Here is a 22,297-nt window from a genome sequence, read left to right as displayed (position 1 = left end):
AGTACCCGATCCTATCTATGCATTCCCCTGCCGACCTTTTGCCTTTTTACTTTTGCCTTTTGCCTTCACCTATGGTCGCGGCGGACGACGAGGACCGGGCAGGGCGATTTGCGAATGATGACTTCGGCGACACGACCGAGCACGGCACTGATGATGTTGCTCAAGACGCCTTCGCCGTGCCGGCCAATGACGATCATGTCGGCGTCAATCCGCTTGGCGTAAGCCAGGGTCTGCGCCGCCGCCTCGCCGCGCTTCGATAGGTGAGTGATGTCGAGGCCCGCGCAATCTACTGCCGCGAGCGTGCGGGCGAAGCGCTCTTCAGTCAATCGTTCGACAGCGGCGTGGATCGCTTCGTCGTTCTCGCACGATTCCAGCAAGCCCTCCTTGATGGCGACGCGCAGCGCGCTTTCATCCTGAACATGCAGTATGTGAAGTTTGGCTTTCAGCAGATGTGCCAGCTCGCAGGCTTTCTCAAATGCGACCTGCGCGTTGTCGCTGAAATCGGTGGAGACCAGAATCGTCTTGATGCTCATAACCGAACCTCCGGGCGTCCTACCAGTGTTCGCGCATCAGCCGCGGGAAGATCGAGAAGGCGGCAAAGACATTGCGGCGCTTGAAGGCCACGGCGATAGTCAGGCTGACCCAGGCAAAGTAGCTTGCCGTGATCAACAGCTTGCCCTGATGCGCCAGCGTTTCGACCTGCTCGACGTTCACAGACAGCCACGCGGCCAGGCGGACCGCCAGGCTGTTATGAGCGCTCATGCCGGGCATCACCACCGCCGGCGCTTCAAAGCCCGATAGCATGAACTGCACCAGCCAGAGCGTGAATAACAGCAGCGCCTCCCACCACGAGAAGCGCATGTTGGCCAGCAGCACCGCGCCGAGCAGCGACTGGCCGATGGTCAGCAGAATCTCAAGCCGCTGATGCTCGTCGAAGGTGATGACGCCCACCTGCCCGAGCGCCAGCGCGTAGGCGATGGGCAGCATCGCCACCAGCATCGTCCACTGGTTGATGTTCGAGCTGACCATGTTCATCAAGGCGAGCGGCGCTTGCGTGACCCGCCGCGCCCAGTTGAAGGCCGAAACCTTTTCGGGGAACTCAGACAGAAACGGCGCGACCCATTGCACGAAGACGAAGGTCGATAGCCCTAAGCCGACGGCAATCGCTTTCAGGCTGTCGAGGAACGGATGCGCCGTGAAGTACAAGATCAGGCCGCCGCCGGTGAACAGGCCGACGATGATGGCGTTGCGCAAGGCGCGCCGCTGCCGCAGGATGAAGCGCGGAATGCGATCCAGCTCATCCATCTTCTCTTCTTCCTGCGGCGGAATCTTGTTGAGGAAGTAAAGGTAGACGCCGTAGATCAGCGACAGCAGCGCCGTGTCGAGCATGGTCAGCGTGCCCTTCCACCAGACGATGACGAAGTAGGCGATGCAGATGAACAGGAAGACGACTTCGACGGCATGCTCACGTTCCAGTTTGATCTCGCGCAGGCGGCGGCGCGATTGCCGGCGATGGAATATAGCGGCGGTCACATAGATCATCGGCCAGCCCAGCCCGACCAGCAAGCGCAGGCTGCCGGTGAAGTTGGCCGTCATCAGCGACGTGGCGTGCTGAATCTCGAAGGCGTTGGTGCTGTTGCGCATGGTCTCGCCGGCCTGCCAGGCGATGACCGCTTCGACAGCGAACTCGGGCAGGGTTTGCAGCCATGCGAGGATGGCCAGCGCCAGGCCCTGCGAGACCAGGAACTGCGCCGCCTCGGCGGCCCAGGCGATCAACATTGCCGAGCCGAGCACGGAAGGGAAGGTCCATAGCGCCGAGGCCGCGCCGGCGCTGGCTGTCGTCGTCGGTGCGGCCCAGGCCATCACCGTTTTTATGGGGCTGCTCAAGGCTTTGAGGAATGTGAGTTTTAGCAAGCGGGATGATTCCTTCTGCTGGATTGTCAAATTCTAATTGCGCCACGCCGCCTATCAGAATAATCAATAGCACATCAGCGCGCCGCTTGTCACAGCGGCGCGCTGATCGGTCGAGCCGGCGGCTTGCATGTCGCGGCCCGTGCGGCAATAATATCGCGCCCGCGGGTGCGCCACACTTCGACAACCAGGTGGCGCCGAGGGGAAGGGAATATCATGGCGAAGAGGCTCTTACTGATTCTGCTTTCATTGGCGATGGCGGCGGGGCTTGCGCCGCTCGTCAGTTGGCAAGCGCAGGCCGCAGGCTCGGCCAACCCGCTGGTCGCGCGCGCCGTGTCGGCTGCCGTTGCAGTGCAAGGCACCGCGACCGTCATCATCCCTGAGCCCTTCACGGTTGCGCCGAATCAGCCGGTGCCCGAGCCGCGCTCGACCGTCGGCATCATCAACGCGCTGTGCGAAGTGACGCTCAACTTTGTCGGTTGCACTATTATTCCGGGCTCGATCAACATCGTCTGCGACACCAACGCCGACGGCGTGCCCGAGCTGATGATTCCGCTCAAAGACGTCACCATCGTCAACTCGCTGCTGGTGCGAGCGACCTTGCCGGCGCTCGGGCCTGCCCTGCCCGGCACCCCCTTCCCGCTCGCCTGTTGCGGCGGCAAGGCGAATGTTGTTTTCAGCCAGACCATCACCGCGGGCGATGACAACATCTTCGGCACCTACACGATCACGCAGACCGTGGCCATAGATTTAGGGCTGCGCGCGCCGGTGGTGATTTCGACCTCGCCTTCGAGCCTCGATTGTGCCGTGCCGCAGAACTTGATCGTTCCGGGCTCGTGCTTCCTGCTCAGTGACGGCAAGCCGAACGTCACCGCGGTCTTTGCCGTCGAGCGCGGCAACCCGGCCAACGTGGTGCAGTCGAAAGCTTTTGTAATCGTCAACACAAGCGTCATTGATGCGCTGTTTGACTTTGGCGCGGCCAATGCCGGCAAGACCTTTTTGATTTACGCGACTGGGCCGAACGGCACCAGTCGCAACCTGACGGCGCTGCCGCAGGGGACGCCGACGCCATGCCCGCTCGGCAACGAGCAAGGCGTACAGGTGACGGTGACCTGCAAAACGGCGAGCGGCGGCGGCGACCCCGGCAGCATCCCGCTAGCTGACCGCTGCGAATTGCAGCGCGATACGGCGGGCGCGTTTTCGCTGCTCATCACCGGCGGCAAGTACCCGGCAAATTCGACCATGACGATTGGCGGCATCGCGCCGAAGAAAGTGAAGATGCAAGGGCTGGACGCCGTGGCGGGAACGTATCAGAGTATTATCGCCAAGAAAAAATTCTGCAACGGCTTGCCGGGCAATGTGGTGATTACGGACTCGGCGGGCAAGCCGGTGACGGCCTTCTTCTGCAATCAATCGTGCGCTCCCTGAGCCTCGTCGAGCGGACTGCAAATCTCGCCGGCGCGGCGGCGCGCCGCGCCGGGCGGTTGCGTTGACACCCCAAGAATGGCTGCGATACACTGATTATACGGCTTAATTGATTTCGTTAATTCATTCACGCTGGAATGTTTTCATGATCGTTCTGCCAACTGACGCTTGCACCACTGGCATCTCAGTTTGGCGAAGACCTGGCTTGTGAGCCGGCAGATTTTACGGAGGGATTCCCGATGTTTACCATGTTGAAAAGAACGGCGCTGCTTGCGGCGTTGACTATGCTGCTGGCGCTGGCAGCGAGTGCCCAGACGGCGCAGATTGAAGGCACCATCAAGCTGAAAGCGGCGGACGGCTCGGCGAAGCCGCTTCCCGGCGCGCAGGTTGATATTTACCGCACGGACATTAAAGGCTCTTACCCGGTCAAGGCCGACAAGAATGGCCGTTACATCCGCCTCGGCATTCCGGTTCAGGGAACTTACATCTTTGTCGTTTCCGGCCCCGGCGCGGCGCCGACCTGGCAGACGGGCATCAAGGTCAGCCAGGTGCCGGTGCTCGATTTCACGCTCGACCCCGGCGACGGCACCGTGCCGACCTACGAGCAGGTGCTGGCGGCGATGAAAGGCAGCGGCGTCAGCCCCACGTCAGCCGCCCCGCAGCCTTCGGCTGCCGACCGCGCCAAGGCGGAAGCCGCTAACAAAGAGCGCGCTGAGAAGAACAAAGAAACGCAAGCATTACAGGCCAATCTCGACGAGGCAATCAAGCATTTCAAGGCGGGCGCCGAGTTGAAGACGGCGAACAACTACGAAGGCGCGATTGCCGAATTCGAGCAGGCGGCGGCGGTTGATCCCGGCAAGCACAAAGCTTTCGTCGAGGTGGCGCACAAGTCGAACGCCCAGCTCGCCGAAACCCATTACCAGTTGGGCGCCGACCTCTTCAACAAGAAGCAGAAGGACGTCGCCAAGACGCACTTCCAGAAAGGCTATGAGTCGGCCAAGCGGGCCATCGCCTTCGGCGCGCAGGTGCCGGCGACCGACGACGCCAACATCAACAACGAGCTGCTAATTTACTACGGCATCCTGGCCAAGAATGCCGCGCTGCTGGTGGAAATGTATAGCGACACCACGGTCATTGATGACACGGTGAAGGCCATCGATCAGGCGGAGACGCTCGACACGCCGGCCAACAAAGGCAAGTGGGACGTGATGAAGGCCAAGATGTACTTTAACTCCGGGCGCACGGACGAGGCCACAGCCGCCTACAAAGCCATCCTTGCTACCGACCCCAATAATGTCGATGCGCTGTTCGGGCTCGGCCTGACGCTGGTAGCTACGGGCGAAAAAGCCAAAGTGCAGGAGGGCGCTAACTATCTGGCAGACTTTGTCGCCAAAGCGCCGCCCACCGACAAGCACGTCGCCGAAGTGAAAGCGGTGCTTGATGATTTGAAGAAGCAACAGCAGGTCGAGCCGGAGAAGCCGGCCCGGCGGCGCCGGCCCTGAACCGGTTCGTTGAAGAAAGTCAAAAGCCACGGCGGCCTTGCTGTCGTGGCTTTTTTACTGCCTGACTGGCAAGTTGTCTGTTGGTTCTGCTACGCTTAACCACGCCGCCCCCTTTAAGTGGAAATCGGTTCATTATCAAATCAGAGGGAAATGCGTTGAAGTGTCGTGCCGCCACACGCCTGGCGATCCTGTCATTGATCATCATCCTATCGGCTTTCTTGCTCGTGAGCGCCAGCCTGCCGCCGCGCGTTTCAGCCGCCTTGCGCGACAACGGCAATCGTCAGGCGCGGCGCGCGCAGCTTGAAGCGCGGCTCGGGTCGGCGCGCGCCGACGAGTTCCATGCGGCGCTCGCGGAGCTTGCCGAGATGGACGAGCCGGGCGCTTACGCGACGTGGCGCACCGCTTTGCAGCATCCGGACGCGCGGTTGCAGAAAGCGGCATGGCGCGCCTTTCAAGGAGTGCAATCGAAGCTGGCGCGCAACGAATTCGTCCCGCAGGTCGTCCGCGTCCGCGCCACTCCTGATACCATCGCCCAGGTCGCCGGTCTGTACGGCCTTGAGTTTCATATCTGGTCCGCAGCCCCTTCAGAGACCGTCATCGCCGCGCCACCTTACCTGGTCGAGCGCCTGGCGCGTCAGGGCCTGAGCGCCGAAGTACTCTTCGATTCGGTCGCCGATTGGCAGCAAGCCCGCAAGCAGGGCGACCCGGCGGCGCGCGCCGTGACGCCGGCTTATCAAAGCGATGAGGCCGAGCGCGCCACACAGGTGCGCGTTGCGGTGATCGATCTCAGCAAGTCAGCCGCGCCGGCAACCGGCAACGCGGCCTGGCTCGGCGACCGCGAAAATCTGTTGATGCGGCGCGGCGCGCTCATCGCTTATCTTGACGTTTTCTCGACCGACGGCTCGCGGCAAGCGATTGACGCGCACGTCGAAGCGCAGTACACGGGGCGCGGCTTTCAGCTTGCGGGCTTCTACACGACCGAAGAATTTTCGATGCTCGCGCCGCGGCTTTTCGGCGAAGCCTTCAGCTTCGGGCCGCGCAACCCGAACGACAAAACGGCTAACATGCGCACACAGGCCGCCGGCGACCATTATCACACCTACGAGCAGACGCAGAACGAATTCAAGGCGCTGGCGGCGGCGCACCCTGATCTGGCGGCTTACGTCCGCATTGGCCAGAGCTACGAAGGGCGCGAGATTTTCGCGCTCAAGATCACCCGCGATGCCGCCGCCGACAATACGAGTAAGCCCGATGTGCTGATTACCGGCTGTCACCACGCCCGCGAGTGGATATCGGTCGAATCGCCCGTCTACTTCGCCAATCAGCTCATCAATCAATATGCGAGCGACAGCGGCGTGCGTCAGGCCGTAGATCATCTGCAAATCTGGATCGTTCCTATCGTCAACCCTGATGGCCTGGTCTACAGCCAGAGCGGCTCTGCGACGATCAGCGACGGCACGCGAATGTGGCGCAAGAACCGCCGCCCGATCACGCTCAGCCCGTGCGCCTCGACGGTCGGCGTTGACTTGAATCGTAACTATGATTACCAGTGGCGACTGCGCGGCGACACGCCGTGCGGGGACTACTGCTCGGCGGACAAGAGCTGCCTGCAAGACGACGTCGGCGCCAGCGATGACCCGGCGAACGTCGAAATCTATCGCGGCCCGCAGGCGACCAGCGAGCCTGAGATCAAAGCCATGCAGGCGCTCATCCGTGATCCCAATCGCCACTTTCGCGCCGAGCTTGATTATCACAACTTCGCGCAGTTGATTCTTTATCCGTGGGGCTATCAGCACGATGCCGCGCCCGATGGCGCGTTGCAGGCACAACTGGCGCAGCAGGTGAGCGCCGAGATTAAGAAGACGAGCGGCAGGCTCTATCAGCCGGAGGCTTCGGTTGACCTCTATCAGGTGACCGGCTCGTCTACCGATTTCGCCTACGGTGCCAGCCGCGTCGCCGTGCCGTTGACCATCGAGATGCGCCCGACCTGCTGCGACTTTGCGGTGCCCGAAGAGCAGATCGGCGAAACCAACGCCGAGAACTGGGCTGGCCTCCGTCCCATCCTGAATTGGGCCGCCGGGCCGCCAATTCTCGAATCGATCAAAGCCTATAGCATCGGCTCCGACGGCGGCTTCTCGAAGCTCGTCTATGCGGCGCACTGGGTGCAGCCCGCCGACGGCACAGCGGGCGCGCGGCAGCTGGTCACCGACACGCGCTTTCCCGGCATCGCGCCGGGGCCTTTGCAGGTTCGATTACAATTCTCGAAGGGCATGCGCACAGCCCTGCCGCCGCGCTCCACTCTGGGCCGTGATGGGAAGCGCGACGAGTTGACGCTAATCGCCACGACGCCGGGCGAAGGCTGGCAGAAGACCGCTTACGACAACGACACCTGGACCGGCGAGACGGTCATCACGCAGGACGAAAACTTGACGAGCCCCTGGCGGCTCTATGTTGACGCTACGGACATGGCGGGCTTCAATCTCGACGCCGAGCCGGCGACGGTCGCCGCTTATGCGACCGGCACGGGGGCGTGGGCGGCTTATGAAGAGGCCGGTGGCGCAGGCACAGAGGGCGGCACGGACGCGATTCACCAGATGGCGCCGACGCTGGCCGGTGACATTCCCAATCTGGTCATCGCCTCGCCGGGCGGCGGCGAGCGGCTGGTCGCGGGCGAGCCATTCGCGGTCACCTGGACGCTGCCCCGTCAGGCTGGCTTTCAGCCTGTGAAGCAGCAACTCTACTTCTCGACCGATGGCGGCATAAGCTTTACGCAGCTTGTGGAAGACATTGCGGGCAACCTCGAAAAGTACAGTCTGACGATACCCAAGGTGGCGACAACGACGGCGCGGTTGCGCCTGGTGGCGATTGAAGGCAGCTTTGGCAATGCGATTTATGGCGACAGCCGCGCCGACTTCACCATCGGCGCGAACGTCGGCGCCAACGTCGCGATCAGCCTGGTCGCTTCGGAAAAACAGGACATCGATTGGATGGATAATAGCGCGGGGCAAGCGACCAGCGGCGCGTTGCGCCTGGTGATGAACCTGCGAATTACCAATCGCGGCAGCGTCGCCATCGCCAGCCCATTCCTGCGCATCGCTGATCTAAACCGCAGCCATGTGCTGCTGACGCGCGACCCGCAAACACCGCCCGGAGAAGGCGCGCGGCAGGTCGTAGACGTGGGCGAAGATAAGCAGCTTGCGCCCGGCGAATCGGCGGACGTGCGCTTGATCCTCGGGCTGGTGTCGAAAAAGAAGTTCGCCATGTCGGTTGAGCTTTATGGCGTTGGCGTTGGCAGCGCGGTCGGGCCGGCGGCGGCAACGTCAGTCTGGATAGGCAAGCCGCGCAATCAATGAGCCACCAAAAAAGTCAGGAGAAAATGACTGCCACCGCCGCAGGCGGGGCCGGCATCTTCTCCTGACTTTTTTTCATGCGCGGGCTAAAGCCCGGTTATTAGATTAACGATTACCGGACGATGAACCCGATCCGCCTTGCTGGCCACCCTGCTGATTGCCTTGCTGACCACCCTGGCTTCCTTGCTGGCCACCCTGCTGACCACTCTGGCCGCCCTTTTGGCCGCCTTGTTGGCCACCCTGTTGACCACCCTGTTGACCACCCTGTTGACCGCCTTGCTGGCCACCTTGTTGACCACCTTGTTGACCGCCTTGCTGGCCGCCTTGTTGACCACCCTGTTGATTCCCTTGCTGACCGCCCTGCTGACCGCCTTGCTGTGATCCGAGATTATCTTTGTTCGCTGACATGGATGTCCTCCCTGGTTAGTTGATGTACTGGTTACGGGCACGCGGCCCGCTTAACTATTGACGCGAGTTATTATTGAGCAATACACATACCGTTATCATGCAGGCGGCGCTGCAAAGCCGGTGGCTTGCTAGGATGTCTTAAAACTCTTAGGAAATGAAGTTAGAGACCGCGTACAGCGGCTCAAGCTGGCATCGGGCTTGCTGCCTAATCAGGTGAGACAGGAATGCCGAAAGTTGAGACGCAGTAAGCATTCCAAATCAATTCATAGGATGAACGAACATCAGACAGGAGGGTAAGTATGCCGAAGGGAGATAAGGGAGCTTACACAGACAAGCAGAAGCGCCAGGCCGAGCATATCGAAGAGGGCTACGAGGATCGCGGCGTTTCTGAGAAAGAAGCCGAGCGCCGCGCCTGGGCAACCGTCAACAAGGAATCGGGCGGCGGCAAGAAATCAGGCAGCGGTCGCGGCAAATCCAGCTAGGAAGCAGGAAACAGGAAATAGGAAGCCAGCGATCTCTAAGCTCCGATAGGAGCATGATGTTTATAGTTATCGCGGCGCTCAAAGACTCAAGCCCCGCAGGGGCGCAATACTAACATTGCGCCCCTGCGGGGCTTCGTCCTGTTCGGTGTCGGTAACTATAAACATCGCGTCCCTACGGGACTGAGAACCGCCTCCTGCCCCTTCTTCACTGCCAGGCAATCGTTGCCAGTCCCGCCGCGCCGGCCAAATGCTCGAAGCGGATCGCGTCGGTATTCATGTCGAAACCGAACTCTGTAGCACGTAGCGGGCGCGGCTCGCTTTCGGTGGCATCGCTGACGGCGCGTTGCGCTTCATCAAGATCGATCTGTCCAAGCACCAGCATGGCCGATAGCGGCCCGGCGTTCGTCGCCAGACGGTCGCGGTAATAAAGCGCGAAGCGGTGCAATTCGTCGGCGGTCGCTTCGGGCTCGCACTGATAACTGCGCACCAGCAACGGCTCGCCATTGCGCATGACCAGCGATGTGAATCCCTGGCGGTTCGCGGACACCAGCAGCTTGTCGCCGGGCGCTTTATCCCATGCCAGCCATTGCGCCTCGCCGAGGTGGCGCGGCAACATCAACCCCGCCGTCCACCGGAGTTGCCCGAAAATCTCTTCGTACTGTGCGATGACTTCCTCGCGCGCCACGGTTAAGACATAACGCTCCTGCCCGGCCAGCGGGCTGATGCGTTGGCGCGAGATGCGCAACTCGGTTGCCGGGGCGGCGACCAGGCGCTCAATTTTCCATGCCAGCACTTCGTTGAGTTCGGCGCGGCTCCCCGGCTTCGATTCAAGCGGCACGACAAACGAGCGCGCCGTCGAGTCGGGCAAGGCGACCGACCATCGCTTCTTGCGCATCAGCCCGGCAGCTTCGGCAGTTTCTTTGATGATCTCTACCAGCTCTGCAATGTTCAGGATATTCAGCTCGTCAAACGACGGCTTCATCACGTCCGGCGGCAGTTGCGACACGGCACTGGCCGAGAGCGCGAATCCGTGACGGGCGCGGCGCAGATCAACTACTGTGAAGGAATCGTCAATGAAGCCGGCAGCCGTCGGCGGCGCTTGCGGCGAGAGAAAGTATCGCTGTAGTGATGACATCCTGAAAGAGGGGCTAGGGGCCAGGGACTAGAAGACAGTAGAGCATCAACGTATGCTTCCCTGACCACTAGTCCCTAGTCCCTGGCCCCTAGCCCCTAGCCCCTTTCATCAGTATTCGCTGTAGACTTTGCCGTCGCTGCCTTCGCCGGCGGCGTTGCTGTGGACGTTGATGATGCCCTGCTGGGCATCGCGCGAAACCGTTGATTCGCCGGTCTCGGTGGTCCAATCCTTTTCGCCCGTGATCGGGTCTATCGGCACTTCGCGCAGGTAGCCGGCGCTGACCAGGTCGTCGAGCGATTGCGGCAGTTGCTCGCGGTCGGCTTCGTACTGATCGATCAGCTTGCGCATGGTGTTCAGGTCGTCTTTGAGCAGCGTCTCTTTGGCCTTCAACTGCACTTTCTGATACGAGGTGATACCGATGGTCGCCAGAATGACGATGATCGTCATCACCATCACCATCTCAAGCAGCGTGAAGCCGCGCTGGCGCGAGGCAGGCGGCAGAAGCCGGCTATTGCCATTCGCCGCTTGCGACGTGCGCTCTGAATCGATTGTCCGTAACTCTCTACTCATTCCTTCGTCTCTCATACTGCTTCCTGCTTCCTGCCGCCTGATTACCAATCCTTGTACTTCGTGCCGTTGAGCGCCGTGCCGTCGCTCTTTGAAAACACATCGAAGACGTCATCGCCGCCCGATGATGACGAGGTCGGGTCGTCTTTATACGCCCGCACGCCCCAGTCGGTGTTGCCGGTTATCGGGTCTTCGGGCAGACGGCGCAGAAAGCGAACTTTGTTGCCGGTGGTGCCGACCTGGTTGGCCGGAATGAAGCCGTCCACGAGGAGTTTTAATTCCTTGGGGTAACCGCTCTGGGTCTTCCATTCGATGGGGATTGCCCCGCCCTGTGTGCGGTCGTTGAATTCCTTGTAACGGTCAATGGCCTGGCGCAACTGGCGCAGCGCCACCCGCAGGTCTTCTTCGCGCTGGCGCCTGACGCTGTTGCGCACCATCGGGATGGCCGCCGCCGTCAACACCGACAGGATGGTGATGACGATGATGATCTCAAGCAGCGTGAACCCCCGGCGATTTTGGATTTTGGAAAGTGGATTGCCGGCGCGGCGGGTCGCATGCGCTCTGCCAATCCAAAATCCAAAATTCAAAATCCAAAATCCCTTCCGTTGCATGGCCAGCCTCATCACGTCACCTTTAGCGGGCTTCGACCTGCGACGATTGCAGCTTGAGCGGCAACATCTGGCCGTTCGGCATGCGCAAGAAACACTGCCCTTCGTTGAGCGTCAGCGGCGAGGTGCCGGGGGCCTTGACCGTGAAGACGATCAGGCACAACTGACCGCGCGCCATCGCGCCGCCGCTGCCTTGCGGCTTCTCAAGCTGAATCTGCAACTGGCCGCCGTCGCTGTTGAATTGCAAGTCCGGCGGCGCGCCGCCACTGCGCAGCAAGCCGCTGTCTTGCACCCTCTTCGGGTCTAGCAGGTTGCTGTCGTAGGTCAACGAGATGTGCGCCGCGGAAATCTCGTTGCTGCCCATCAGATTGATCGCCACGTAGAGGTCCTGGCCGCGGGTGGCGACCGGGGTCGCGGCGCGCACGCTGACAATCACCGGCTGCACGGCCTTGTCGCCCTGCGCGTTGGGCGTGTCGTCGTCATCGTCGTCGTCGTCGTCCAGCTTGTTGCGCTGGCTCTGATTGGCAGCGGCGTTGTTGTGCGGCTGCACGGGTGCGCCCGGCACTGACACAGAGGTGCGCTGAATGTCTGCGCGGTTGGCCGGCGGCTGCGTCGGGATCGGCCCGACGACAACGCCCGTGGGCGTCGGCTGCGCGACGTTGGTCGCCGGCACGGCGGCAGCAGGCACGGCGGCTGCCGGCCTCGCTTCAGGTTGTCCGCCACCCATCGCCACCGCCGGCCCTTGCGTTTCGTCCTGGTCGGCGAGGTAGAGAATCTGCTCGATGCGCAACTGGTTGTAAGCGTTCTGCGCGTCGCCCGAATACTTGGCGTAATGATCCTCGTCGCGGATGTCGGCGCGGCGCAGGATGTGCGGCGTCACCGTGATGACCACGTCGCTCTGCCGGTCTTTGGTCTCCGGCGTCGAGAAGAAGCGACCGAGGATGGGGATCAAGCCGATCAGCGGCAGCCCCTTGACGCGTTTGCTCTGCTCGGTCTGGGTGACGCCGGCAACCAGCGTCGTCTGGCCGTCGCGGATGCGCGCCATCGAAGACATCGTGCGCTGATTGAAAGTCGGCGTCAGCGGGTTGATGCTGCTATCAACCGACGACGAATCGATCTTCATCTTCAACTGCACTTCGTCTTCAAAGACGTTCGGCTTCATATCGATGTTGAGGCCGACGTTCTCGTACTGAATCTGCGGATAGCCGCTGCCGCCGTAACCGAAGTTGTTAAAGTTGCCATTCGGGTTGTTCGGGTTGTTGACCTGCCCGTTCGTGCCGGTTGTGACCACGGTGCTGTAGGTCGGCACGAAGGCCGTCTGAATCGGCACGCGCTGGCCGATCTTGATCGATTGGTCCTGATCGTCGAGCACGTGGACTTGCGTCGAGGCGAGCAGCTTCGCCTTGCCCTTGTCCTGGAAGAAGCTGATCAGGCTGGGTGGCACGCCGGCGGTGAACCCCCAGGGTCCGTTGTTGATGAAGGTGTGCGCGAAGCCTTGAGCCAGGCCACCCGACCCGAAGCCGGCGATTGCTTCGAACGTGCCGGCGTTCTTGTTGGCGTCCGAGGTGTTGAACTGGTTGCCGATTGACAGCAGATCATTGCGCGACACTTCATAGATGTTGATGTCGATCAGCACCTCGGCCTTCGCCTTGTCCATCGAATTGATCATGGACTCGATCAGCTCAAGGTTGGCCGGCGTGTCGCGGACGATGAGCGCATTGAGCTGCTTGATGGGGGTCACCGACTTGGTCGCGAGCGACCCCTGGATGGCGGACTTGACGTCGGCGATGTCGGCGTTCTTGATGTAGAAGGTGCGCACCGAATAAGGCTCATATTTCATGCGCGAGGTCGGGTTATCGCTGGCGACGACGATGGTGCGCGTGTCGAGCTGCGCGTACATCAGGTTGTTGGTCTTGAGGATCATCTCCAGCGCGTGCGGATAGGTGACGTCGCGCATCTCGACGTTGATCTTCTGGGCGCGCATCATGTTCTGCACTTGCTGGTCGAAGATGACGTTGAGCTTCATGGTCTGCGCCAACTGCTCGACCGCCGATAGCAGCGGCGTGTCGCGGTAGATGACGTCGGTTCGGCTGAAGCGCTTGCCCGGCACCGCCGGCAATTGCACAGGGATGTTGCGGCTCTTGAAGTTCATGCCGTTGGCGATGGGAACCGTTACCGGCTTGCCTGAGCTGTCAACAGAGGTCGTCACGAAAGAAGCCTTCTTGTTGGGGTCGTCTTCCGGCTTGATCTTCGGCCCGGCCTCGTCGCTGCCCGATGGCAGGTCTTTGGTCGACATGCCTTGCTTTTCGAGCATGCGCCGCGCCTTGATCAGCGCCATCTCGTTGGTCGGGTCGAAAGAGTAAGCCTGGCGGAATGCCTGATAGGCGGCGTTGTAGTCTTTCTGCTCGGCGAGCTTGTTGCCGCGCTCGACCAGCATGGCCCCGGCGTTGACCAGACACTTCTGAAGGTGCAGGCGGTATTCGATGTTCGAGGGCTTTTCAGCCACCGCCAGCGCGAACTGTTCGGCGGCCTTGTCCCATTGCTGATTGTTCTCGTATTGCATGCCTTGCTTGTAGTGCTTCTTGTCGTCACTTGCCAGCGCGACCAGCGGCACACTCAGCAGCAGCACCAATCCGAGCGCTATCGCCTGTTGAATCTTCAGCGTCCTCTTTACCATGACCAGTACCTCAAAAATGAATTTCGCACACGGGAACAACGGACCTGGTTAATACTTACCGGCAGCCGCCTCTCCCGATGGTTCGTGCCGGGCGGCCACGCGTTCGGACTTCTCAGCGAGTCTGTTCGATTAAACCACTCTACCATGCCGAAAGTTCGAAATAAACCTTAAGCAGTTGCCCGTTGTCCGTCGCCGGTTGTCAGTAAACTCGCTTCCCAACTGACAACCGGCAACTGACAACGGATAGCTATTCAACAAACGTGACGCGATTGATCTCGTGCAGCGTCGTCACGCCCAGAAACACTTTCGCCAGCGCCGACTCGCGCAGGCTCGTCAAGCCTTCGGCGCGCGCCGCGCGGCGCACCTCGGAGCCGGGCCGCCGCTCCAAAATGATCTCGCGGATGTGGTCGGTCACATCCAGCAACTCGTGGATCGCCGTACGCCCGCGATAGCCCGTGAAGTTGCAGACCTCGCAGCCGACCGCGTTATAAAAGACCTGATCGCCATACTTCTCCGGGTTCAGGCCCGATTCCGACAGCTCTTGCTCGACTGGCCGATAAGCCCGCTTGCAGTGCACACAGAGCATGCGCACCAGCCGTTGCGCCAGCACGCAGTTGAGCGACGACACGAAGTTGTAAGGCTCGACGCCCATGTTCAGGAAGCGCCCGATCACGTCAATGACGTTGTTGGCGTGGACCGTGGTGAAGACCAGGTGGCCGGTCAGCGCCGACTGAATGGCGATCTGCGCCGTCTCGGAGTCGCGGATTTCGCCGACCATGATCTTGTCGGGGTCGTGACGCAGGATGCTGCGCAGGCCGCGCGCAAAGGTCAGCCCCTTCTTCTCGTTGACCGGAATCTGCGTGACGCCCACCAGTTGATATTCGACCGGGTCTTCGATGGTGATGATTTTGTCTTCTTCGTTCTTGATCTCGTTCAGCCCGGCGTAGAGCGTCGTCGTCTTGCCCGACCCCGTCGGCCCCGTCACCAGCACCATGCCGTAAGGCTCGGCGATGAACTTGCGAAACTTCTTCAAGTCCTGCGGCGCGAAGCCGACGACATCAAGGTTGAGGTCGCGGAACTCTTCGTTGATCTGCTCTTTGTCGAGAATACGGATGACGCAGTTCTCGCCATGCACCGCCGGCATGATCGATACGCGGAAGTCAATCTTGCGCCCGCGCAGCATGATGCGGAAACGTCCGTCCTGCGGCACGCGGCGCTCGGCGATGTCGAGCTCCGACATCACCTTGATGCGCTGAATGATCGTCTGGTGGTGCGAAATATCAATGGGGTCGGCGGCGCGGTAGAGCGCGCCGTCGATGCGGTACTTGACCAGCACGTCGGCGTCGCGCGTTTCGATGTGAATATCGGAAGCGCGCCGCTCAAGCGCGTTCAGCACGACCGTGTAGACCAGCTTGATGATGGGCGACATCTCTTCGTCGCCGGTCAGCCGATCCATGTCGAGAACTTCTTCGCCCTGGTCGGTCTCGCGCACCAGCGCCAGGCGCTCCGAGCGGAAGCCGGCGGTGGCGTCTTGCAGCATGCGCGACGCCGTGTCGCCGCGCTTGAGCGCCTCTTCGACGGCAGCAGCGGTCGCCACGCCGGCCTTCAGGCGGCAGTGCAGTTGCGCTTCGATCTCATCGATGACCGCGAGGTTGGTCGGGTCGGCCATCGCGACGTAGAGCAGGTCGCCTTCGCGCTGCATAGGCACGAAGCTGTGGCGCACCATCAGCTCGACGGGCAGCTCATGGATCAGGTGATAAGCCGGCTCTTCGCTCTTGAGGTCTATGAAACGCAGGCGATAGCGCCGCGCCCGCTCGCGCGCCGCGATCTCTTCCTGAGTCATCTCGGCGGGTGGGCGCCCGCCGTTGCCACTGGTTGCGCTCGCGCTGGTGTCGATCTGTTCAGCCATTCTTACTCCAGTTGCCGGTTGCCGGTTGTCAGTTGTCGGTTGGATGCCGGTGGGATGATCTCCTGTCCCACACTGGCAACTATCCGCGTCCGCCGCTCAGGTTGCCGATCATATTGAACAGCGGCAGGTACATCGCCAGCAGAATCGTCATCACCAGGCTGCCCATGAAGATGAGGATGATCGGCTCGATAAAGGTCGTGATGGTGTTTAATCGGACTTCGACTTCGCCGTCATAAAAGTTGGCGACTTCGTCAAGCATCTCGCGCAGCGCGCCGCTGCGCTCGCCGACGCCGATCATGTCGAGGGCCAGCTCGCTGACCCAGCCCGAGGCTTCGAGGCTCTCGGTAAACGGCCGGCCTTCGCGAATGCCGGTCAGCACCCCGGCGCTCGATAGCCTGAGCGCGCGGTTGGTGATCGATTCGCTGGCAATCTCTACAGACTCCGGCAGCGTGATGCCGCCGGCGAGCAGCGTCGCCAGGCTGCGCGTGAACTGCGCGATGGTCAGCATCCTGACGGTCTCGCCGGCAACCGGCAGCCTCAATGTCCACTGGTCAATCCACAAGCGCCCGGTCGGCGTGCGCCGCCAGAAGAGCAGAAAGATCGCCGTGCCGATGACCGTCGGAATCAGCCAGGTCAGATTGCCGCTGATAAAGTCGGCGACCGCCACCACCGTCGTCGTCACCACCGGCAGGTTGCCTTCCTGTCCGGCGTAAAGCTTCATGAACTGCGGGATGACGTACGTCGACAGCACCATCACCAGCAGGATCGAGGCGCTGAAGAGCACCGCCGGATAGGTGAGCGACTTTTTGATCTTGCGCCGCGCTTCGGTGATCGTCTTCTGATAGCTGACGTAGCGCAGCAGCACTTCGTCGAGCGAGCCGGAGCGCTCGCCGGCAAGGATCGAAGCGACGTAGATGCGCGGGAAGGTGTCGCCCTGCGCCGCGAAGGCTTGCGACAGCGCCTGGCCGCTGCGTACTTTCTCTTCGATGTCTTCCAGCACCAGCCGCAAACGCTCATTGGGCACGCGCTTGCGCAGGATGCCGATGGCTTGCAAGATCGGCAGGCCGGCGCGCAGCAGCGCCGAGAGCTGCTGGTTGAAGAGCAAGAAGTCTTCCGTCTTGATCTTGTGGCCGCGCGATTCGCCGCCAATCGCCCGGCGCAATCCCGCCGAGCCGCCCGTGGCAACCGAAAAGACGCGGAAGCCTTCGCGCTCAAGCTTCGTGCGCAGCTCGCGCTCGGCAGTCGCTTCGATGGTGCGAGTAATGATCTCGCCTGTGGGCGTGCCTAAACGGCAAACGTATTCAGCCATAGGGATTGAACCCGAATTGATCGCCGGCTGATTGTGGCCGGTTCGTCGTTCTGGGGCAATGTAAAACCAAGTAAAATAATATCACAGGCGTTGCGGCGCAACCACAGAATAAACTTGCGCTTTTCTTGCACTTTGTTTGGACAGTGAACTTACACGCGCACGGGCCGCTAAGGTTTCAAAGAATGTCTGTGGTTAACCAGCGCTCGCCGACAAACGGCAGGCGAATGACGACGATCAGCCGGCGTTGCACGCTGAGCCGCAGGATGCGCAAGGATGGGCCGCGCCGCGGCGTGATTTGAGCGTTGCGAACCCTGTAGCGCGCATCGAAAGCAAATGCTTCAAGGCGGGCTTCGTCGGTCAACCGGCCCTCACCGTCAAGCCATGCGATGAAGGCTCGGCCATCAGCCATCGGGCTGGCGTCACATGGCAAGCGGTGTGCGCGCGCGTAGCTCGCAAAGCTCGCGGCAAACTCGTCGCCGAAGACACGCGCCAGTTGTGGCCAGGCGCGGGCGACGGCGCGGGCGCGTTTCGAGATCAACGCTTCGGCCGCCGCCGCGAGCCGCGAACCGTCAAAGTCCGCGGGCGCCGTCGTGCCTTCGACCAGCGCGCCCACGAGCTGCGCTTGCAGGCGTGCGAGTTGTTGTCGCGCCTCTTCAGACATGGCCATTCATGGTTTGCGGCAATAAGGCGGCGCGCGGCGATGAGCGCCGTTGTGCGCCGCGCTCGATGGCCGCTGCGATGGCGTCAAGCTCGGCGCGCAGCTCGGCCTCCACGGGAAAGTGGTCGTCGCGTTCGAGCAACACCACGGGCAAGTGAGCGCGGGCGCTGAGCTGTTCGAGCAGCGCGAGCGCCCCCCGCGGCGTCGGGTGCGCGTGCGTGTCGTGGTAGAGCCGATGGTGCGCGACGCCGCCGGCAATGTGAACATAAGCCAGCCGCCCGAGCGGCAGGCCATCAAGATAAGCCGCCGCATCCCAACCGTGATTGCGCGCGTTGGCATAGAGGTTGGCTACGTCGAGCAGCAGCCGCGCGTTGGTCCGTTCGAGCGCGGCGGTGATGAATGCCGCTTCACTCATTTCCGCGCCGGGCCACTCGAACAGCGTGGCGATGTTTTCTAAGGCGAGCGGCACGGGCAGCGCGGCTTGAGCTTCAAGGATGTTTTCGGCAAGCACGTCGAGCGCGGCACGGGTGCGCGGCAGCGGCAACAGGTGGCCGCTATCGCGTCCGGCGGCGCGCACAAAAGCGACGTGCTCGCTGACGAAGGGAGAGCCGAGCCTTTCGGCGAGCCGCGCCAGATGCGCGAGTCGTTTTAGGTCGAGCGGTTCAGCCGAGCCGAGCGACAGGCCGGTGCCGTGCGGGATGATCGTCGCGCCGCGCTCTTTAAGGTTCAGGAGCGGACGCGGGATGTCGTCGGGCGAGATGTTTTCGGCAACGACCTCGATGAAATCGATCTGCGGGTCGCGCTCGATCATCAACGCCAGCTCTGGCCGCCAGCCGATGCCGATTTTAGAAAGTTGCGTTTGAGGATTCATTGTACGCTGCGCTACAAAGCTGCGTTTGCCGGGTTCATCCGCCGCAGCCGCCGCAACCGCCGCCGCAGCCACCGCCGCAACTGCTACTGCCACAACTGCTGCCGCAGCCGCTGCTCGAAGAACTGCCGCCCGTGGAGACCGGCGGTCGCAAGGCGGCTTTCAAGTCCGACCACGAGTCATTGGTGAAGGCCAGCGCCTCGATACCGAATAAGCCGATGGCCAGCGCCACATCGCCGCTCGCCAACCGTTCGGGCCGCGTGCGCGCCGCCATCTGCAAGGCGGCGCTTTCACCGCGAAGCTGGGTCAGCGCCTGATCGCCCAGCCGCGTGCGCGCCGGTCGCGAGTTGATCACGACCAGCGTGATGATCCCTGTGACGATGCAGAGGAAAACCAAGAACCCGACGGGCCGGTTGCGCGAGACGCCGACGAAAACTTTGACGACGCCGAGCAACAGCACCGCCAGCATCAGCAACCCTGAAACCGTGCGCGCTGTGATCCAGTGCTGGTGGCCGGGAATCAAGCCCCATTGCTGCAACTGCGAGGCGAGGCGGTCTGTATGCGGCGTCAACAGTGACGACGAGCGAATGTCGTTGATCTGCCGCGCGCTGGTCGGCGAGATGGTGTGATGCACGGCCTGCTCAAACCAATGCGCGCCCGCCGGCAGCGGCCCGCTCGTCGAAACCGTGTGCGCCGAGCGTGACACTTTAAGCAACTGCCGCTGCGCCAGCATGGCGATGGCGGCGTCAATCGCCTGTCGCGCGCCGCCGCGCAGGTAGGCCGCTTCGTACGGATCGAGATTGATGTGGCGCTGGTCTGACCAGCGCGGGCTGACGAGCGCCCGCTTGAGCAGCCGCGCAAGGATGGCCGCGACAATCATCAAGACAACGTAGAGCTTCAGGAATTGCGGGCCGGGCATGTCGAGCGGGTTGATTTGAAGTAGCACCATCATGGCGTTCACTCCATCGCTGAAACAATCTCCGCGGCGCGAGCGATCACCGCAAGCGCGCGGTCGTAGAGCGCCGGCAGATCATCAGACGGATCGGCTTCGCGGCGCAACGCGGCGATGCGCGCCAGCGTCGCGCGGTCAAGATCAAACGCCTCGGCGGCAGCCTCTAAGACGGCTGCGGAAGTCGCTTCTGACGGCGCGTCTCGATTCGCCAGTTGTAACATCGCGGCGAAGTCGACCTTGAGCGACGCGGCCACCTCGGCAAGCGTCGTCGCCAGCGATTGCGTGTCGTCAAAGATAGAAAGATAACGCCGCCGCAAGCGCAGCTCGCTGTTGCGCAGGCCCTGTTCGATGCGCAAGCGGATCTGCTGGCGTGACACTTGAATGTCGGCAAAGGGATTGGCGCCCGCCAGCACCAGGTGATGCCGCGCGATGTCGAGCAGTTTTGTCGGAAAGGTTACAGAGAGCCGCGCGACTTCAGCAGGCCGAATGACGAACGGCTCGACGCGCCAGGCGCGCCACGCGGCGCGCAAGGTGGGGGCGATTGCCGCGAGCGCCGATGCCTGCGTGTCGTTAAGCAAGACGACGATGTTGATGTCGCTTTTGCCGGGGCGATAGCGGCCGCGCGCCAGCCCGCCATAAAGGATCAGGCCGGCGAGGTTCGTTCCCGCCGCCCGCGCCAGGTCGTCGCCGAGCCGTGCGATGGCGGCGCGAATCTCTGGCGGCGCTTCGAGTGCCGCGAGCGCCGCGGCGTTCTGCGTTTCGGCCATGCGAATTCTCCTCTTGCCATGTGGCGCAAGGCGGTTTGCTTGAGCCACATGGCTCATTCAGATGCGTTGTCAGGTTGAGCCAGCCGCACACGCAAGGCTCGATGATTGCCTTGCTGGCCGATCAACTCGGCATCAAACCGCGGATTGTTCGTAAACACCGATTGATTGCCCGCCGTGGTGATGACGATCAAGCTGGCCTCGCTTGCGAGCGCCGCGACGACTTCCCGAAGCTCGAACGAGTTCAAGCCTTCGCCGCGCTCAGGGCTGGTGACAGCGCGCCCCGCGCCATAAAAGACCGGCGCATAATTCTTGTTCTGATAAAACGTCATCTTCTCGCCGGGTCGCAACTCAGCGGCGACCGCGAGCGACAGCCGCTTCAGTCCTTCCGTCTCGTTCAAATGCGGCAGCAGTGAGATTGTAGCCCCGACTACTAAGCTCAGGAGGGTTACGGATGCGCCAATCACTACTGCGCGCCGCTTGCCAATGGCCATTGCCGTCGCTGTCAGCAGCGCCAGCATCAGCGGCGCGACGTAAAAGATTGCATGGGAGTCAAAGCCGAGCAGCGCCTCTCGTCGCAGATAGACCGGCAGGGCGATGCTTAAGGCGATGGCGCTTGCCGCCGTCAGCCACGCGGCGACCTGAAGCAAACGGTCGCGCGCGCCGCGCCAGAAGCGCTCGATCTCGACTCCGACGATGATGGCCAGCGCCGGGAACGCCGGCAGGATGTAGCTCGGCAGCTTCGATTGCGAGATCGAAAAAAAGATCAGCGGCGCGAGCAGCCATGCCCACGCCAGCGTCAGCAGCGCGTCTTGACGTTCGCCGCTGCGCGGCTTGATACGTCGCAGCCGCGTCATTGCCGGTAGCAGAAAAAATGTCCACGGCAGCAGCCCCGCAAGCGTCACCGCCGGAAAAAACCAGAAGGGCTGCGGGTGCTGATAGCGGTTCGTCAGGAAGCGCCGGAAGTGATGCTTGATGATGAAATCGTCTACAAAGGCATGGCCGTTGGTAATCGTCACCGGCACATACCACAGCGACACGACGGCGATGAAAATTACAAAGCCTGCGGCCCATGCGCGCCAGCCCAACGCTTGAGGCCGGCGCGTCAGGCCGTAGGCGATGATCGCGATGCCGGCAATCAGCAGGATGCCGATCAGCCCTTTCGCCAGCACCGACAATCCCGCGGCGGCGGCGGCGATCAGCCAGTAAAACAGCCGCTCGCGCCCCACGCTCATCGCGCAAAGATAGATGCTCAGCAGCGCCACGGCGACCGTCGCCGTAAACGTCATGTCCATGATGACGGCGCGCGAAAAGCCGATGAAGAAGACGTTCGTCGCCAGCGTCGCGGCGATGACCCATGCGAGCCGCGCGGATAGGGTTCGAGCAACGGCGTGATAAAGGAACGCCACGCAGGCGAGCGCCGCCAGCGCCGATGGCAATCGCGCCGCAAACTCATTGACGCCAAACAAGCGGAACGCGCCGGCAATGGCCCAGTAGAGCAACGCCGGCTTATCGAAAGCCGGCGCGCCGGCGACGCGCGGCGTGATGTAATCGCCGGTGGTGAACATCTCGCGCGCGACTTCGGCAAAGCGCGGCTCGTCGGGGCCGAGCAGCGACAATTGTCCGAGCCCGAAAAAGAAGGCGATAGCCACCATGCCGAGCAGCGCCGCCAGCGCCAAGCCGTGCCGCCGGCGGCGCGTGACAGCGGCCGTCGAGTTTTCTTCCTCTTGAATTTCCTGAAGCGCCGTCGTCATTATCCCTTCAAGCTACAG

General features: G+C 62.0%; 17 protein-coding genes and 1 pseudogene. 5 read left to right on the top strand and 13 right to left on the bottom strand.

The annotated features are described in order from the left end of the window. Positions 1-65 precede the first annotated feature (65 nt). Positions 66-533, bottom strand: a complete 468-nt coding sequence (locus tag VJ464_00800) for a universal stress protein (protein HKQ03639.1) — start codon at positions 531-533, stop codon at positions 66-68. 19 nt (positions 534-552) lie between these two features. Then, the gene (locus tag VJ464_00795; GenBank protein ID HKQ03638.1) at positions 553-1,914 is read right to left on the bottom strand and encodes a hypothetical protein; all 1,362 of its coding nucleotides are present in this window, start codon (positions 1,912-1,914) and stop codon (positions 553-555) included. Positions 1,915-2,127: 213 nt separating this feature from the next. Here VJ464_00795 and VJ464_00790 point away from each other — a divergent pair, with 213 nt between their 5' ends. From VJ464_00790 to VJ464_00770, 5 genes and pseudogenes are all read left to right on the top strand, one after another. Beyond that, on the top strand, positions 2,128-3,339 hold the full coding sequence (locus VJ464_00790; GenBank protein HKQ03637.1) for a hypothetical protein: 1,212 nt from the start codon (positions 2,128-2,130) through the stop codon (positions 3,337-3,339). Between the two features lie 236 nt (positions 3,340-3,575). Then, complete coding sequence (locus VJ464_00785; protein HKQ03636.1) at positions 3,576-4,838, top strand: tetratricopeptide repeat protein; 1,263 nt, start codon at positions 3,576-3,578, stop codon at positions 4,836-4,838. A gap of 155 nt (positions 4,839-4,993) precedes the next feature. Then, complete coding sequence (locus tag VJ464_00780) at positions 4,994-8,191, top strand: M14 family metallopeptidase (GenBank protein ID HKQ03635.1); 3,198 nt, start codon at positions 4,994-4,996, stop codon at positions 8,189-8,191. A gap of 135 nt (positions 8,192-8,326) precedes the next feature. Further along, positions 8,327-8,569, top strand: coding sequence for a hypothetical protein (locus tag VJ464_00775; protein HKQ03634.1), 243 nt, complete (start codon positions 8,327-8,329; stop codon positions 8,567-8,569). A 326-nt stretch (positions 8,570-8,895) separates the two neighbouring features. Next, positions 8,896-9,069: pseudogene (locus VJ464_00770) on the top strand (plasmid stabilization protein). A 214-nt stretch (positions 9,070-9,283) separates the two neighbouring features. Here VJ464_00770 and VJ464_00765 read toward each other — a convergent pair. The 11 genes from VJ464_00765 to VJ464_00715 all read right to left on the bottom strand — a co-directional run bounded on the left by VJ464_00765 (position 9,284) and on the right by VJ464_00715 (position 22,279). Beyond that, positions 9,284-10,213: a hypothetical protein gene (locus VJ464_00765; protein HKQ03633.1), complete on the bottom strand. Its 930-nt coding sequence runs from the start codon at positions 10,211-10,213 to the stop codon at positions 9,284-9,286. A gap of 108 nt (positions 10,214-10,321) precedes the next feature. After that, positions 10,322-10,783: a type II secretion system protein gene (locus tag VJ464_00760; GenBank protein HKQ03632.1), complete on the bottom strand. Its 462-nt coding sequence runs from the start codon at positions 10,781-10,783 to the stop codon at positions 10,322-10,324. Positions 10,784-10,824: 41 nt separating this feature from the next. Continuing rightward, positions 10,825-11,367 carry a type II secretion system protein gene (locus VJ464_00755; GenBank protein HKQ03631.1) on the bottom strand — a complete coding sequence of 181 codons (543 nt, stop codon included), beginning with the start codon at positions 11,365-11,367 and terminating at the stop codon, positions 10,825-10,827. A gap of 46 nt (positions 11,368-11,413) precedes the next feature. Then, complete coding sequence (locus VJ464_00750; protein ID HKQ03630.1) at positions 11,414-14,065, bottom strand: secretin N-terminal domain-containing protein; 2,652 nt, start codon at positions 14,063-14,065, stop codon at positions 11,414-11,416. A gap of 247 nt (positions 14,066-14,312) precedes the next feature. Beyond that, entirely contained in the window at positions 14,313-15,908 is a 1,596-nt protein-coding gene (locus VJ464_00745) for a GspE/PulE family protein (GenBank protein HKQ03629.1), read from the bottom strand. 145 nt (positions 15,909-16,053) lie between these two features. Further along, positions 16,054-17,283 carry a type II secretion system F family protein gene (locus VJ464_00740; GenBank protein HKQ03628.1) on the bottom strand — a complete coding sequence of 410 codons (1,230 nt, stop codon included), beginning with the start codon at positions 17,281-17,283 and terminating at the stop codon, positions 16,054-16,056. 175 nt (positions 17,284-17,458) lie between these two features. Beyond that, positions 17,459-17,944 carry a hypothetical protein gene (locus VJ464_00735; protein ID HKQ03627.1) on the bottom strand — a complete coding sequence of 162 codons (486 nt, stop codon included), beginning with the start codon at positions 17,942-17,944 and terminating at the stop codon, positions 17,459-17,461. Continuing rightward, complete coding sequence (locus VJ464_00730; GenBank protein HKQ03626.1) at positions 17,937-18,812, bottom strand: DUF692 domain-containing protein; 876 nt, start codon at positions 18,810-18,812, stop codon at positions 17,937-17,939. The genes VJ464_00735 and VJ464_00730 overlap by 8 nt, the downstream gene beginning before the upstream one ends. A 34-nt stretch (positions 18,813-18,846) precedes the next feature. Then, complete coding sequence (locus VJ464_00725) at positions 18,847-19,761, bottom strand: TIGR04222 domain-containing membrane protein (protein HKQ03625.1); 915 nt, start codon at positions 19,759-19,761, stop codon at positions 18,847-18,849. 5 nt (positions 19,762-19,766) lie between these two features. Then, entirely contained in the window at positions 19,767-20,528 is a 762-nt protein-coding gene (locus VJ464_00720; GenBank protein HKQ03624.1) for a nucleotidyltransferase domain-containing protein, read from the bottom strand. 53 nt (positions 20,529-20,581) lie between these two features. After that, complete coding sequence (locus VJ464_00715) at positions 20,582-22,279, bottom strand: glycosyltransferase family 39 protein (protein ID HKQ03623.1); 1,698 nt, start codon at positions 22,277-22,279, stop codon at positions 20,582-20,584. Positions 22,280-22,297: the final 18 nt, after the last annotated feature.

The sequence above is a fragment of the Blastocatellia bacterium genome (assembly GCA_035275065.1).
Classification (GTDB): Bacteria; Acidobacteriota; Blastocatellia; order UBA7656; family UBA7656; genus DATENM01.
This window is presented reverse-complemented; position numbering and strand designations above follow the sequence as displayed.